This is a genomic window from Streptomyces armeniacus (assembly GCF_003355155.1).
GTDB lineage: Bacteria > Actinomycetota > Actinomycetes > Streptomycetales > Streptomycetaceae > Streptomyces > Streptomyces armeniacus.
Genome location: NZ_CP031320.1, coordinates 208,410 through 222,971, shown reverse-complemented (window position 1 = coordinate 222,971; position 14,562 = coordinate 208,410). Strand labels below are relative to the sequence as shown.

The window sequence follows — 14,562 nt, the reverse complement described above, 5'->3', positions numbered from 1 at the left end:
GCAGGTCCAGACCTACGGTACCGGTGTGGTCAGCTCCTTCACTCGGACGTTCCGGAACGAAACCTCGTCGCCGTCCCCGTGGTTCTGCAGACCGACGTGGCCGTCGGTGAGGCTGCGGACGGGGTCGGTGTTCGTGAAGTCGTTGATCAGCACGTCGTTGAGGTAGAGCTTCAGGTTCTCGCCCTCGACGACGAGTTCGTACGTGTTCCACTCCCCCGGCGGGTTGAGCGCGCCGTCGCGGGCCTCGATGTCGGCGGACTGGAAGCCGTAGACGGCGCCCGTCGTCTTGTCCTCGGCGTCCGTGGCGTCGATCTGGATCTCGTAGCCGTTGTCGACCGCCGACCACGGGTCGTCGGAGGCGGGGAAGCCGATGAAGACACCGGAGTTGTCGTCCCCGGCCATCTTCCAGTCGAGCTTCAGCGAGTACGAGGAGAACTGCTTGGCCTCGTACCACAGCAGGCCCATGCCCCCGGTGGAGGTCATGGTTCCGTCGTCGTTCAGCTCGAACGAGCCGGGACCGGCCTGCTGCCAGCCGTCCAGTGAGGTGCCGTCGAAGATGGGCGTGTAGCCCGGTTCGTCACCGCCGCCGGGAGGCGCGCACGTGGCCTCGACGGCCCCGGTCGCGTACTGGATGCCGCCGAGCAGGTGCTGCCGGAACTCGGGCTCGGCGTACGACTCCTTGGTGTGCCCGAGCCCGGTGTAGAACGACCGTCCGCCGTCGAAGTCCTGGCACCAGGTGATCGGGTGGTCGTCACCCATGTTCCCGCCGGTGTAGGTGCTTTCGTCGAGGGTGGCCAGCACCCGCGTCCGGGCACGGGGGTTGGACTGGTAGTTGTACAGCTCGTCCGTGCGCACCCAGCTGTCCTCGAGGTGCTCGGTCGCCGGGTGCTCGTGGTCCTCGACGTGCACCGTGGCCTCCTGGATGGCCGGGTGCGAGTCGAAGTACGTGCCTGCGAGCTGCCCGTACCAGGGCCAGTCGTACTCCGTGTCGGCCGCCGCGTGGACGCCGACATAGCCGCCGCCGGCCTGCACGTACTCCTCGAACGCCGTCTGCTGCGCGTCGTCGAGCACGTCGCCGGTCGTCGACAGCCACACCACGGCGTCGTACTTGGCGAGGTTCTCCGGGGTGAACCGGGCGGCGTCCTCGGTCGCTTCGACCGTGAAGCCGTTCTCCTCGCCGAGCTGCTGTACGGCGGCGATGCCGTCGGGGATGGAGTCGTGGCGGAAGCCGGCGGTCTTGGAGAAGACCAGGACGTTCTCGCCCTCCTTCTTGTCTTTCTTGTCCTTCTTCTCTTTCCCGGCTTCCTTTCCGGCCTCTGCTGCGGCCGGCGCCGCGGACTCCGCGGCGTGTCCGGCGGGCAGGGCAGCCGAGCCGAGAAGCAGAGCCGCCGCGATGGTCGCCAGGCGTGCTGTGCGCTGCATGCGTTACTCCTTTCTCTGCGGTCAGCTGCTGGTCACGGTGAAGCTGTCGAGGCTGAACCCGGTGCCCTTGAACACCAGGTAGAGGCTGGAGGCGTCGGCCGGCGCGCCTTCCAGCGCGGCCTCGAGGTCCTGCCAGCCGTCTCCGGCGGCGACCGGAACGGTGCCCACGAGCGTGCCGTCCGCGGCACCCGCGCGTACCTCGATGGAGCCCTCCGCGGTCGCGTTGACCCGCGCGGCCAGCTCGGTCACGCCGCTGAGCGCGTACGGGCTGAACGAGATCCACTGGCCGTCCTTGATCTCGGTGACGGCCTTGCCGCCCTCGGCTCCTTCCGCGTCGCCGACGGTGACGCCCTCGGCGGACTCGGAGAAGTGCTCGGCCTGGCGGTGCTTGGGCTGCAGGGTGCCCTGGTCGTGCGTGGTCAGCGCGGGCTGGCCGTTGGCACCGTTGTCGGTGTACTCGGCGTCGAGGACGCCGAAGATGTTCGCGTTGGGGTCGTGTTCACCGTCCGCCTTGGTCTGCAGCGTGCCGGAGCAGCCGTTCGCCGAGGTCTGCGGGTGGCCGTGCGAGTCGTGGCCGATGATGAACGTGACCTTGACCTTGGAGCAGTCGATCTCGCCGTCCTCGGGGTCGCTGACCTTCACCTCGAACGGGATGGCGTCACCGAAGTTGAACGGCTTGCCGTCCACCGGCTGCTGGATCTCCACGGTCGGCGCGGTGTTGCCCACGGTGACCTGGACCGAGGCGGTGCCGGTGAGCCCCGAGGGGTCGGTCGCGGTCACGGTGGCGCTGTACGTGCCGTTCTCCTGGTACGTGTGCGTGGGCTCGGTGCCCTCGCCGGTGCTGCCGTCGCCGAAGTCCCAGGAGTAGGTGAGTTCGTCGCCGTCGGCGTCCGTGCCCTTGGCTGAGAACGCGACGTCGAGCGGTGCCTGGCCGTTCGTCACGTCGGCCGAGGCCTCGGCGACGGGCGCGTGGCCCTCGGTGGCGTTCTCGATGCGGTACAGCGCGGAGTTCTCGTCGCCCGCGAAGTAGCCGGTGCCGTAGTCGAGCACGTAGAGGGCGCCGTCCGGGCCGAAGTCCATGTCCATCACCTGGGTGCCGCTCCAGGGGAAGTCGTTGATGGAGGTCACGGAGCCGTCGTCACCCTGCTCGATGCGCTTGATCCACTTGCGCCCGAACTCGCCGGCGAAGAAGTCGCCGTCGTACTCCTGCGGGAACTTCTTGGGCGAGTCGAGGTCCTTGTCGAAGCGGTAGACCGGGCCGCCCATCGGGGACTCCGAGCCGTCGCCGAACTCCGGCACGGAGGCGCCGTCGTAGGGGATCCAGGCGGGCTTGGCGGCCGGCAGCTTCTCCAGGCCGGTGTTGTTCGGCGAGTTGTTCACCGGGGCGGCGCAGTCGAAGGCCGCGCCGGAGGTGCCGGAGGCGAAGTCGTAGTCGGTGTACGCGTCGTTCTTGCCCGTGCAGTACGGCCAGCCGTAGTTGCCCGGCTCCGTGACGCGGTTGAACTCGACCTGCCCGGCGGGCCCGCGTGCCGGGTCGGCGGTGCCCGAGTCGGGGCCGTAGTCGCCGACGTAGATGGTGCCGGTGGGCTTGTCGACCGTCATGCGGAACGGGTTGCGGAAGCCCATCGCGTAGATCTCCGGCCGGGTCTTCTCGGTGCCGGGCGCGAAGAGGTTGCCCTCCGGGACGTCGTACGAGCCGTCCGCGTTGACCTTGATGCGCAGGATCTTGCCGCGCAGGTCGTTGGTGTTGGCCGAGGAGCGCTGCGAGTCGAACGCGGGGTTGCGGTCCGCGCGTTCGTCGATGGGCGTGAACCCGTCGGACTGGAACGGGTTGCCGTCGTCGCCCGTGGACAGCAGCAGGTTGCCGTCGGCGTCGAACGCGATGTCACCGCCGACATGGCAGCAGATGCCGCGGCTGGCGGGTACGTCGAGCACCTTGGTCTCGCTGCCGGCGTCCAGCGTGCCGTCTTCCTTGAGCACGAACCGGGACAGCCGGTTGACGCCGTTGAACGGCTCGAAGTCCGCGGCGGAACCGCTCTCCGGGGCGTCTCCGGCCGGCGTGTCCAGCGGCGGTGCGTAGTAGAGGTAGACGAAGCGGTTCTCGCTGAACCCGGGGTCGATGCCGACGCCCTGGAGCCCTTCCTCGTCGTGGGAGTAGACGGGGATCCGCCCGGCGACCGAGGTGGTGCCGCCCTCGTCGGTCAGCCGGACCGTGCCGTCGCGCGAGGTGTGCAGCACGGACTTGTCCGGGAGCACGGCCATGGTCATGGGCTCGCCCATCTCGGGCTCGCCCTTCGCCAGGGTGACCTGCTGGAAGTCCGCCGCGGCGGGCTTGTCCTTCTTGGGTGCGGGGGCGGCTTGCGTCGTGGGGCTGATGCCGACGGTGAGTCCGCCGACGAGCAGGGCGCTCGCGAAGGCCGCGAGGCGGATTCTCAGTTTGCGGTTCTTCCTGTGCACGCGTGTCCTCCTGGGACGTTAACGGTTGACGGGGGTGTCGTGACCGTCGTGCCTGGCACAGGCGCGCGCCGTCGCGCCGGAGTTCGGGGCGGTGCCCGAAGGGGTGTGTACGGGTCTCGTACGAGGGGGGTCGCGGGGGGATCATGACCCGTACACACCAAGGACCGTAGCCATCTTTGTCTAGTTAGTGAACCCCTTTCACAAATCCAGAAGTTGACTTCTTCCAGAGCCGGGACAAAGTACGGGCACCGGTACGCCGGTGACGTGCGGTCAGCCGTCGGTCAGCCGGTGGCGGCCGTCGCCCGCCGTCGGTCAGCCGTCCTCGGGCCCGCCGAAGGCCGCGTCGAACGAGGCGGTGGGCGGCTCGTAGTCGTACGCCTTCAGCCGCCGCAGCGCCTCGGGCGCGCCCTGGAGCCGGTCCATGCCCGCGTCCTCCCACTCGACCGAGACGGGCCCGTCGTAGCCGATCGACCGCAGCATCCGGAACACGTCCTCCCACGCCACGTCGCCGTGCCCGGCCGAGACGAAGTCCCAGCCGCGCCGCGGGTCGCCCCACGGCAGATGGGAGCCGAGCCGGCCGTTGCGGCCGTCCAGCCGGCGGCGGGCCTCCTTGCAGTCCACGTGGTAGATCCGGTCGCGGAAGTCGTAGAGGAAGCCGGTCGGGTCGAGGTCCTGCCACACGAAGTGGCTCGGGTCGAAGTTCAGCCCGAACGCGGGCCGGTGGCCGATGGCCTCCAGGGCGCGGTGCGTCGTCCAGTAGTCGTACGCGATCTCGCTGGGGTGCACCTCGTGGGCGAAGCGCACGCCCTCCGCGTCGAAGACGTCCAGGACCGGGTTCCAGCGCTCGGCGAAGTCCGCGTAGCCGCGCTCGATCATGTGCGGCGGCACCGGCGGGAACATCGCCACCAGGTGCCAGATCGACGAGCCCGTGAACCCGACCACCGTCCGCACCCCGAACGCCGCGGCGGCGCGCGCCGTGTCGGCCATCTCGGCCGCGGCACGCTGCCGTACGCCCTCCGGTTCGCCGTCGCCCCAGATGCGCGCGGGCAGGATCGCCTGGTGCCGCTCGTCCACCGGGTCGTCGCACACGGCCTGCCCGACCAGATGGTTGGAGATGGCCCAGCAGCGCAGCCCGTACTTGTCCAGGAGCTGGTGGCGGCCCTCGAGATAGCCCGGCTCGGTCAGTGCCCGGTCCACCTCGAAGTGGTCACCCCAGCAGGCCAGTTCCAGCCCGTCGTAGCCGAAGTCGCGGGCCAGCCGGCAGACCTCCTCCAGCGGCAGGTCGGCCCACTGCCCGGTGAACAGCGTGAAGGATCGCGGCATCGTGAACTCCAACTCCTCTGTGCGTCCGGCGGTGCTTCCGTGCGTCCGGCGGTGCTCTTCCGGTGTGTGCTTCGGCTAGTTCAGTACGGGGGTGTAGACGCAGTTCTTCGCGGCGCTCTCCTCCACCGCCGCCAGCACCCGCTGCACCCGCAGGCCGTCCTCGAACGACGGGCTCGGGTCGGTGTCGTCGGCGATGGCGTGGAGCAGGTCGCGGGCCTGGTGCACGAACGTGTGCTCGTAGCCGAGCCCGTGCCCCGGCGGCCACCACGCCTCCAGATACGGGTGGTTCTCCTCGGTCACCTGGATACGGCGGAAGCCCGCCTCGGCGGCGTCCTGCGTCTGGTCGTGGAAGTGCAGCTCGTTGAGGCGCTCCAGATCGAACGAGAGCGACCCGAGCGTGCCGTTCAGCTCCACGCACAGCGCGTTCTTGCGGCCCGCGGCGACCCGGCTGACCTCGAACGAGGCCAGCGCACCCGACGCGAGACGGCCGTTGAACACCGCCGCGTCGTCCACCGTGACCGTGCCGTACGCGGCCCCTGCCGCGCCGCCCGTGCCGTCCTTGCCGCCGGGCAGCGGCCGTTCCCGTACGAACGTCTCGGTCTGCGCGGACACCCCGGTCAGCGCCTCGCCCGCCAGGTGCTGCGCCAGGTCGATCGCGTGCGCCCCCAGGTCGCCGAGCGCGCCCGACCCGGCCTGGTCGCGCTGGAGCCGCCAGGCGAGCGGGAACTCCGGGTCGACCAGCCAGTCCTGCAGATACGTCACCCGTACGTGCCGGAGCGTCCCGATCCGGCCCTCCCGCACCATGTGCCGGGCGAGCGCCAGGGCGGGCGTACGGCGGTAGTTGAACCCGACCATCGCCCGCTGCCCGCGGTCCCGCGCGCGCCGCGCCGCGTCCGCCATGGCCTCGGCCTCGGCGACCGAGTTGGCCAGCGGCTTCTCGCACAGCACGTGCTTGCCCGCGTCCAGTGCGGCGATGGCGATCTCCGCGTGGCTGGCGCCGGGGGTGCAGATGTCGACCAGCTGTACGTCGTCACGGGCCAGGAGGGAGCGCCAGTCGGTCTCGGCGGCGGCCCAGCCCAGCCGTACGGCCGCCTCCCGTACGGCTGCCGGGTCGCGTCCGCACACGGCTCTCATGGCGGGGCTCAGCGGCAGGTCGAAGACCCGGCCCACGGTGCGCCAGCCCTGGGAGTGGGCGGCGCCCATGAAGGCGTAGCCGACCATGCCCACCCCCAGAGCGGGTGCGGCGGTGTCGTTCAGCATGAAGCTCCTCCCTGTCCCGGAACGGGACGGTCAGTTGAAGCCGATGGGCAGGTACTCGTCGACGTTGTCCTTGGTCACGACGGCGGAGTAGAGCGTCATCGACGCGGGGATCTCCAGCTCGGCGAGGCCGCTGACGCCCTTGCCCTGGCCCAGCGCGCGGGCGAGGTCGATGGCGGACGCCGCCATCGTTGGCGGGTACAGGACGGTCGCCTTGATGACGGAGTTGTCGGCCTTGATGGCGTCCATGACGCGCTTCGAGCCGGCGCCGCCGACCATCAGGAACTCGTCGCGGCCGGCCTGCTTGATGGCCCGGTCGGCGCCGACGCCCTGGTCGTCGTCGTGGTTCCACAGCGCGTCGAACGAGGACTCGGCCTGGAGCAGCGCCGACATCTTCTCCTGCCCCGACTCGACCGTGAACTCGGCGGCCTGCCGGGCGACCTTCTTGATGTTCGGGTAGTTCTTGAGGGCGTCGTCGAAGCCCTTGGTGCGCTCGCCGGTGAGCTCGAGGTTGTCCAGCCCGGCCAGCTCGACGACCTTGGCGTTCTTCTTGTTCTTGAGCTGCTCGCCGATGTAGCGGCCGGCGTTCAGGCCCATGCCGTAGTTGTCACCGCCGATCCAGCAGCGGTACGCCTGGGGCGAGTTGAAGATCCGGTCGAGGTTGACGACGGGGATGCCCGCGCGCATGGCCTTCAGGCCGACGCGGGTCAGGGCCTTGCCGTCGGCGGGCAGGATGACCAGGACGTCGACCTTCTTGTTGATCAGCGTCTCGATCTGGCCGATCTGCTGCGCCGTGTCGTTGGAGCCCTCGGTGCTGACGAGGGTGACGTCCTCGTACTCCTTCGCCCGCCGCTTGCCCTGCTCGTTGATGGCGTTCAGCCAGCCGTGGTCCGCCTGCGGCCCGGCGAAGCCGATGGTGACCTTCTTGCCGGGCTTGTCGGCGGCGTTCGCGGGCTGCTTGCCGGTGTCCTCGTCGTCGTTGCTCTCGTTGCTGGTACACCCGGTGGCGAGCAGGGCACCGGCGGCGGCGCTGCCGAAGAGGAGTCCTCTGCGGGAGGCGAACGGGGACGTGTGCGAGTTCTCTCTCATGTTGAGTTACGACCCTTCTGTACCAGTACGGCAGCGACGATGATCGCGCCCTTGGCGATCTGCTGGACGTCGCTCTGGAGGTTGTTGAGAGCGAAGAGGTTGGTGATGGTGGTGAAGACGAGCACACCGAGCACGGAGCCGGTGATCGTGCCGCGCCCGCCGCTGAGCAGCGTGCCGCCGATGATCGCGGCGGCGATGGCGTCAAGCTCGTAGAGGTTGCCGTTGGTGTTCTGGCCGGAGCCGGTGAGGACGATCAGCATGAACGCGGCGATGCCGCAGCAGAGTCCGGAGAGCAGGTAGAGCAGCAGCCGCTGGCGCTTCACGGCGATCCCGGCGAGCCGGGACGCCTCGGCGTTGCCGCCGACGGCCACGGTGCGGCGGCCGAACGTGGTGCGGTTCAGCACCAGCCAGCCGATCAGGCTGACCGCCGCGAAGATCATCACGAGCGGCGGCACCCCGAGCACGTACGAGTCGGGGACACCCAGGTCGAGCACCGAATCCACGGTGACCACCTGCGTCTTGCCGTCGCTGAGCTGCTCGGCCAGACCGCGCGCGGAGGCGAGCATCGCGAGGGTGGCGATGAACGGGACCATCGGGCCGTACGCGATCAGCAGCCCGTTGACGAGTCCGCAGCCCACTCCGACGAGTAGGGAGCAGAACAGCACGCCGGTGATGCCGTACTCCTGGGTGGCCACCGTGGTGGCCCATACGGAGGCGAGCGCGACGATCGCGCCGACCGACAGGTCGATGCCGCCGCCGATGATGACGAAGGTGACGCCGACCGTGACGACGCCGATCACCGACGCCTGGGTGAGGATCAGCTGGAGGTTGTCCGTGCTCAGGAACTCGTCCGGCTTGGTGATGCCGCCGACCAGCGTGAGCACGGCGAGAACGGCGATCAGGGAGACATGGCGCAGGTCGAGGCGCGTGGCCGCCGCCCTCGCCCTGGACTTGACCGGGGGCGGCGGGGTGCTCCCCTTCCCCGGGCTGGTCGCGGTGCTCAACACTACGGGGTTCCTTCCATGTCGGAGCCTTCCATGACGAGGTCGAGTACCCGGTGCTCGTCGAGCTCCCGGGCGGGGGCGGTGTGGACGACCCGTCCTTCACGCAGCACCAGCACCCGGTCGGCCAGACCGAGCACTTCGGGCACTTCGCTGGAGACCAGCAGGACGGCGACTCCTTCGTCCGCGAGCCGGCGGATCAGGGCGTACAGCTCGGAGCGCGCGCCGACGTCGACGCCGCGGGTGGGCTCGTCGAGCAGCAGCACGCGGCAGTCCCGCAGCAGCCAGCGGGCCAGCACGACCTTCTGCTGGTTGCCGCCGGACAGCGTGCGGACCGGCCGGTCCGGGTCGTCGGGGCTGAGCGAGAGGTCGCGGGTGCCGCTGCGGGCGGCGGCGCGCTCCGCCGTACGGTCCAGCCAGCCGCCGCGGGAGAAGCGCGGCAGGGAGGACACGGAGACGTTGCGGGTGACCGACTCGAGCATGAGGAGGGCCTGCGACTTGCGTTCCTCGGGCGCGAGCCCGACCCCGGCGCGTACGGCGGACAGCACCGAACCGGGGCGCAGCGGGCGGCCGTCGACCAGCACGCGGCCCGCGGTGGGGCGGCGGGCGCCGTAGACGGTCTCCAGGATCTCGGATCGGCCGGAGCCGACCAGCCCCGCGAGGCCGACGATCTCGCCCGGCCGCAGCTCGAGGTCGAGCGGCGCGAACTCGCCCTCGCGGGAGAGGCCTTCGGTGCGCAGCACCGGGTCCTTCGCGGGCGCCGGTTCCCCGGCGGGCTCGGCGGCCGGCTCGCCGGACGGCCGTTCGGGGAAGGCGTACTGGATGTCACGGCCCGTCATCAGCGCCACGACCTCGCTGGTGTCGGTCGTACGGGCGGGCAGTCCGCCGGCGGCGACGCGGCCGTCCTTGAGGACGGACACGCGGTCACCGATGCGGCGGATCTCCTCCAGCCGGTGCGAGATGTAGACGACGGCGACGCCCTCGGCGGTCAGGTCGGCGACGATGCGGAAGAGGTTGTCGACCTCGTCCGGGTCGAGCGCGGCCGACGGCTCGTCCATGACGATCAGCCGTACGTCGTGCGAGAGCGCGCGGGCCATCGACACGATCTGCTGGCCGGCGGCGGACAGCGCGCCGACGAGCGTCCCGGAGTCGATCTCCGGGTGGCCGAGCCGGCCGAGGAGTTCGGCCGTACGGGCGTGGGCCTCGCGTGTCCTGATGAAGCCGCGGCTGGCGACCTCGTGGCCGAGGAAGACGTTCTCGGTCACGGACAGGTGCTCCACCAGGTCGAGTTCCTGGTAGATGGTGGCGATGCCGAGCCGCATGGCGGAGACGGGCGTGGCAAGCCGTACGGTCTCGCCCTGCCAGCGGATCTCGCCCTCGTCGGGCTGGTGGGCGCCGGCGAGCACCTTGATGAGCGTGGACTTCCCGGCGCCGTTCTGGCCGAGAAGGCAGTGCACTTCGCCGGGTTCGACCTCGAGGTCGACGCCGTCGAGTGCGCGCACGCCGGGAAACGTCTTGGTGATGCCTGTCATCGTGAGCAGTGGAGCCATGGCGGGCCTCCGTGCGTGCGGGCAGAGCGGAGCTGAACGTGCTGCGGTGCGGTGTGTGCGGTGCGTTACGTGCTGCGGTGCGGTGTGTGCGGTGCGGTGCGGTGCGTGCGGTGCTGGTACTCGTACTGGTGCAGGTGCGGGTACGGCGCTGGTACGCGAGGCGCTGTGCGTGCGGGGCGGGCGGCCCGCCGGCCGTCGGGCCGGGGAAAGCGGGGCCGTCAGGCCGGGGAGAAGAGGTGGTCGCTGATGAGCCGCGCCGCGCCGGTCACCCCGGCGGCCTGGCCCAGCTCACCGAGCACGATGGGAAGGTTGCCGGTCGCCAGCGGAAGTGACTGGCGGTAGACCTGAGTGCGGATGCTGGCGAGCAGGGTGTGACCGAGGCCGGTGACACCGCCGCCGATCACCACCAGCCCTGGGTTGAAGAAGCTGACCAGTCCGGCGATGACCTGGCCCGTACGGGCCCCGCCCTCGCGGATCAGGTCGAGTGCCACGCCGTCGCCCGCCGCCGCAGCGGCGGCCACGTCGGCGCCCGTCAGCCGGCCGGACGTCTCCAGCCTGCTGTACAGCTCGGGTGAACGGTCGTCACGTGCGGCGGCCTCCGCGTCCCGGGCCAGCGCGGCACCGCTGAAGTGCGCCTCCAGACAGCCCCGGTTGCCGCAGGCGCACTGGCGGCCGTCGGGGTCGACCTGGATGTGCCCGATGTCGCCCGCGCTGCCGGTCGTACCCCGGTGGACCTCGCCGCCGACGACGATGCCGCAGCCGATGCCGGTGCCGATCTTCACGCAGAAGAAGTCCTGCACGGAGCGTGCGACACCCGCCTGCTGCTCGCCCATGGCCATGAGGTTCACGTCGTTGTCGACCATGACCGGGCAGCCCAGCTCCTGGCTGAGTGCCTCCCGTACGGGGAAGCCGTCCCAGCCGGGCATGATGGGCGGCGCCACCGGTACGCCCTCGGGGAACCGGACCGGCCCGGGGACTCCGATGCCGGCGCCGTCGAAGCCCTCCGCGACGCCCGAATCCCGCAGTTTGCCCACCATGGCCAGTACCTGTTCGAAGACCGCGACCGGCCCGTCCCGTACGTCCATCGGGTGGGTGAGATGGCCCAGGATCTCCAACTCGGCGTTGGTCACGGCGACATCGACCGAGGTCGCACCGATGTCGATGCCGAGAAAGCGCAGCCCGGGAGCGAGCCTGATGTTGTGCGACCTGCGGCCGCCGCGTGAGGCCGCCAGTCCGTCGGCGACCACGAGCCCGGTCTCCAGCAGCCGGTCCACCTCGACGGCGAGCTTCGACCGCGAGAGGTCGACCTCGTCGCCCAGCTGGGCACGGGAGTTGGGACCGCTGTCACGCAGCAGCCTGAGGAGCCGCGCCTGATGCGCGTTCGCGGGCCGAGCTGTCATGCGCCTCACGCTGCCCCTCCCTCCCCTGGCTTCCGGCACGGGGAACCGGTCCTCGGCATGCATCCCGGTCACCGGCGCGGATGCCGCCGCAGGCCGGGATTGCACGGGAAACGTAGCAGTGTGGCCCACCGCTGGGAAGAAGTTGCGCAGAAATCGATCCGACTTTCTCCAGTCTCAGGACAAAGCCGCTGCGGCCGTGTGCTCTCAGGTGCGGCCGCGGTCCTCCTGGGCCTGCTCCAGCGTCGGGGACGGCGGCATCCAGTCGGCACGGACGACGCGGAAGCCCGCCCGCCGGTACGCGGCGCAGACCTGCTCGTCGTCGTCGACGACGACGGCGACCGTACGGCGGGCCGCCAGCCGCTCCAGCAGCTTCAGCTTCGTGACCCGCGCCGGACGGCGGTCCGCGGCGCCCCGCATCCACAGCTCGCCCGTCGGCAGCCCCTGCTCGCCGAGCCAGCGGAGGGTCGCGCGGCGGCACCGTTCGGGGCGGCCCGTCACGTAGCTGAGCTCGCAGCTCTCGGCCCACTCGCGGGCCAGCGCCACCCCGGCGGGCAGCGGCGGATCGTCGTCCGCCGCGCGGAAGAAGGCGTCCCAGTCGCGCGGGGAGGACTCCACGTAGTGCAGCCGGTGGCGCGTGTCGGACAGCGTCCCGTCCAGGTCGAACACCGCGAGTGGCCGGTCCGCCGCCCGTTCCGTCATCCGCCGTCCCCTTCACTTCCGTGACCACCGCTCCGCGTGCAGCATTCTGCGTGCCGCACTCCTCGTTCCGCACTGAGCGGTCTCCGTCTACGCAGCGTAGGGCCGCCGCGCCACGGCCGCGCGTACGGGACAATGGACCGGCGACCCGCAACCGCACCGCCGTCCGTCCCCTCCGACTCGGGAGTGAGCGTCCATGGGCCGAGTCACCGAGCGCCGCCGCGTCATCCGCGTACGGGACGGCGCCGTCTCCGAACGCCCCGACACCCTCGTCGGCGAGGAGCCGCTGGAGATCCGCCTCAACGGCAAGCCCCTCGCCATCACCATGCGCACCCCCGGCGACGACTTCGCGCTCGCCGCCGGCTTCCTCGTCAGCGAGGGCGTGGTCGGCACCAAGGACGAGGTCACGAGCATCGTCTACTGCGCGGGCGCCACGGCGGACGGCGCCAACACGTACAACACCGTGGACGTACGGCTCGCCCCCGGCGTCCCGCTGCCGGACATCACGCTGGAACGCAGCGTCTACACGACGTCCTCGTGCGGCCTGTGCGGCAAGACCAGCCTCGACGCCGTACGCACGCGGACGCGCTGGCCCGCGGAGGAACTCGACGGCGTGTACGCCCCGTTCCGCGTCGAGCCGGACGTACTGACGCGGCTGCCCGACCGGCTCCGTGAGGCGCAGCGCGTCTTCGACCGGACCGGCGGGCTGCACGCGGCGGCGCTGTTCGCGGCGGACGGCACGATGCTCGGCGTACGGGAGGACGTCGGCCGCCACAACGCCGTCGACAAGCTGATCGGCGGCGCGCTCCAGGACGGCGCGCTGCCGCTCACGTCGGCGCTGCTGATGGTGTCGGGGCGGGCCTCGTTCGAGCTCGCGCAGAAGGCGGTGATGGCGGGCATCCCGGCCCTGGCGGCGGTCTCGGCACCCTCGTCGCTCGCCGTCGACCTGGCCACGGAGACGGGCCTGACGCTGGTGGGCTTCCTGCGGGGCGGCTCGATGAACGTCTACGCGGGCGCCTGGCGCCTTGGCCTTGGCCTGAACGAATCAAGCCCGTCGGGGCACAACCCCAGCCCGTCGGGGCACGACCCCAGCCCGTCCGGCGTTTGAGGACGGCCGTCAGCCACGATGTCGCGACGCTTGGCCAGCGGACCGCCGTCTCACCGGCGTTGCTCAGCGGCCGGACTCAGTGCCGACCATGGCCGATCCGGGCCGTCCTCAATCGCCGGACGGGCTCGAGTGGTAGCCCCACGCCCCCGCGATCTGCGCGAGCCGCACCGGCAGCTCCACGTCGTCCCCCGGCTGCCTCGCAGGCTGGATGCGGCCGGACTTGATGTTGCTGCTCCAGTCCCCGATGTGCGGGCGGAAGCTGCCGTGGTCCTGCTCGCCGTAGTCGAGCATGGCCGCGTCCCATTCCACGTCCAGGTAGCGGCAGATGTCCCGGGTGGCCTTCTCGGGCTCCGCGGTGAGGTGCTCGTACGTGACGGTGTGCCCGTTCAGTTCCGTGCGCGCGTCCTCGAGGCGTTCGGCGTACTCCAGGACCTCGCTGTGGATCTGCTCCAGGTCCGGCTCTCGCCTGCGGTTGACGAGGGAGGAGACGACCGCCGCCGGGTGGCGCAGCAGGAAGAGGTAGCGCGCGTCGGGCCAGCAGCGCCGCAGCCGGGGCCAGATCAGCGTGTTGGGCGGGGTCTTGTCGACGATCACCCGCTTTCCGCTGCGCTCCAGTTCGAGGTGGAGGACGCGGTCCCAGAGCAGGTGCTCCAGTTCGTCCTTGTCCAGCTCCAGTTCGCGCATCGCGCTGGGCGTGAAGTCGCGGCCCATGCGTACGTTCAGCGTGCGCAGGTGCATCTCGTGCGGGGCGCGGATGTCGGGGTGGCTGTTCAGGATGACGCGCAGCAGGGTCGATCCGGAGCGGACCGGGGAGAGTACGAAGACGGGCGACTCGACGAGCCGCGACGCGCGCGGGGCGGCGTAGTCCTGGCTGGTCCGGCCGTAGTCCGGCACCGCCGGCACCGTCCCGGCGGCACCGGCGCCGCCGCCCGTGCCCGCTCCCGGCGCGCCGCCCGGGGGTCGCAGCGCCGCGGCGATCAGCCGTCCTCGGCGGCGCAGTCCCTTGCCGACGGTCTTCATGCGCGGGTCGCGCATCGGTGACACCCTTTCTCGTGCATTTCGTTCCGGTGCCCCCGTGGCCGTCCGCACCGTCGTGCCCCGCCCGCACCGCCGTACCCGCCGTGTCCCCCGCGGTCGCCGAACGGCCATACCAGGGGATGGACACGAACGGGCAGTGTCGGAAAAGTAACGGAAGGGCATCGCCGGGCTGTCGTCGGTGCGTTCCGCTGACGCACGGTCACGCCGTGCCACGGCAGGGT

11 protein-coding genes are annotated in these 14,562 nt (G+C 70.9%); 1 reads left to right on the top strand and 10 read right to left on the bottom strand.

The genetic code is table 11. The features are described 5' to 3' along the window. Positions 1 to 12 precede the first annotated feature (12 nt). The 9 genes from DVA86_RS00965 to DVA86_RS00925 form a co-directional block, all read right to left on the bottom strand. The gene (locus DVA86_RS00965) at positions 13 to 1,422 is read right to left on the bottom strand and encodes a ThuA domain-containing protein (protein WP_208874933.1); all 1,410 of its coding nucleotides are present in this window, start codon (positions 1,420 to 1,422) and stop codon (positions 13 to 15) included. Between the two features lie 21 nt (positions 1,423 to 1,443). Beyond that, positions 1,444 to 3,879, bottom strand: coding sequence for a PQQ-dependent sugar dehydrogenase (locus tag DVA86_RS00960; protein WP_208874931.1), 2,436 nt, complete (start codon positions 3,877 to 3,879; stop codon positions 1,444 to 1,446). Positions 3,880 to 4,191: 312 nt separating this feature from the next. Continuing rightward, entirely contained in the window at positions 4,192 to 5,202 is a 1,011-nt protein-coding gene (locus DVA86_RS00955) for a sugar phosphate isomerase/epimerase family protein (protein ID WP_208874930.1), read from the bottom strand. Between the two features lie 75 nt (positions 5,203 to 5,277). Next, the gene (locus tag DVA86_RS00950) at positions 5,278 to 6,462 is read right to left on the bottom strand and encodes a Gfo/Idh/MocA family protein (RefSeq protein WP_208874922.1); all 1,185 of its coding nucleotides are present in this window, start codon (positions 6,460 to 6,462) and stop codon (positions 5,278 to 5,280) included. Between the two features lie 30 nt (positions 6,463 to 6,492). Then, entirely contained in the window at positions 6,493 to 7,548 is a 1,056-nt protein-coding gene (locus tag DVA86_RS00945; protein WP_208874920.1) for a substrate-binding domain-containing protein, read from the bottom strand. After that, positions 7,545 to 8,552 (bottom strand): ABC transporter permease, encoded by a 1,008-nt coding sequence (locus tag DVA86_RS00940; RefSeq protein ID WP_208874919.1) that lies wholly within the window; start codon positions 8,550 to 8,552, stop codon positions 7,545 to 7,547. The genes DVA86_RS00945 and DVA86_RS00940 overlap by 4 nt, the downstream gene beginning before the upstream one ends. A gap of 2 nt (positions 8,553 to 8,554) precedes the next feature. Then, entirely contained in the window at positions 8,555 to 10,099 is a 1,545-nt protein-coding gene (locus DVA86_RS00935) for a sugar ABC transporter ATP-binding protein (RefSeq protein ID WP_208874917.1), read from the bottom strand. A gap of 218 nt (positions 10,100 to 10,317) precedes the next feature. Then, positions 10,318 to 11,499 (bottom strand): ROK family transcriptional regulator, encoded by a 1,182-nt coding sequence (locus tag DVA86_RS00930; RefSeq protein ID WP_208874915.1) that lies wholly within the window; start codon positions 11,497 to 11,499, stop codon positions 10,318 to 10,320. Between the two features lie 204 nt (positions 11,500 to 11,703). Further along, positions 11,704 to 12,198, bottom strand: coding sequence for a phosphatase domain-containing protein (locus DVA86_RS00925; protein ID WP_208874913.1), 495 nt, complete (start codon positions 12,196 to 12,198; stop codon positions 11,704 to 11,706). A 193-nt stretch (positions 12,199 to 12,391) separates the two neighbouring features. Here DVA86_RS00925 and fdhD point away from each other — a divergent pair, with 193 nt between their 5' ends. Next, the gene (gene fdhD, locus DVA86_RS00920; RefSeq protein WP_208874911.1) at positions 12,392 to 13,303 is read left to right on the top strand and encodes a formate dehydrogenase accessory sulfurtransferase FdhD; all 912 of its coding nucleotides are present in this window, start codon (positions 12,392 to 12,394) and stop codon (positions 13,301 to 13,303) included. A gap of 108 nt (positions 13,304 to 13,411) precedes the next feature. On the opposite strand, the gene DVA86_RS00915 is transcribed toward fdhD, so the two are convergent. Further along, the gene (locus DVA86_RS00915) at positions 13,412 to 14,338 is read right to left on the bottom strand and encodes a sulfotransferase family protein (RefSeq protein WP_208874909.1); all 927 of its coding nucleotides are present in this window, start codon (positions 14,336 to 14,338) and stop codon (positions 13,412 to 13,414) included. Positions 14,339 to 14,562 lie beyond the last annotated feature (224 nt).

Coding starts and splice junctions, on each gene's coding strand:
- DVA86_RS00930 (WP_208874915.1), bottom strand. CDS start 11,499: ATGACAGCTCGGCCCGCGAACGCGCATCAGGCGCGGCTCCTCAGGCTG.
- DVA86_RS00955 (WP_208874930.1), bottom strand. CDS start 5,202: ATGCCGCGATCCTTCACGCTGTTCACCGGGCAGTGGGCCGACCTGCCG.
- DVA86_RS00965 (WP_208874933.1), bottom strand. CDS start 1,422: ATGCAGCGCACAGCACGCCTGGCGACCATCGCGGCGGCTCTGCTTCTC.
- fdhD (WP_208874911.1), top strand. CDS start 12,392: ATGGGCCGAGTCACCGAGCGCCGCCGCGTCATCCGCGTACGGGACGGC.
- DVA86_RS00935 (WP_208874917.1), bottom strand. CDS start 10,099: ATGGCTCCACTGCTCACGATGACAGGCATCACCAAGACGTTTCCCGGC.
- DVA86_RS00950 (WP_208874922.1), bottom strand. CDS start 6,462: ATGCTGAACGACACCGCCGCACCCGCTCTGGGGGTGGGCATGGTCGGC.
- DVA86_RS00945 (WP_208874920.1), bottom strand. CDS start 7,548: ATGAGAGAGAACTCGCACACGTCCCCGTTCGCCTCCCGCAGAGGACTC.
- DVA86_RS00915 (WP_208874909.1), bottom strand. CDS start 14,338: ATGCGCGACCCGCGCATGAAGACCGTCGGCAAGGGACTGCGCCGCCGA.
- DVA86_RS00925 (WP_208874913.1), bottom strand. CDS start 12,198: ATGACGGAACGGGCGGCGGACCGGCCACTCGCGGTGTTCGACCTGGAC.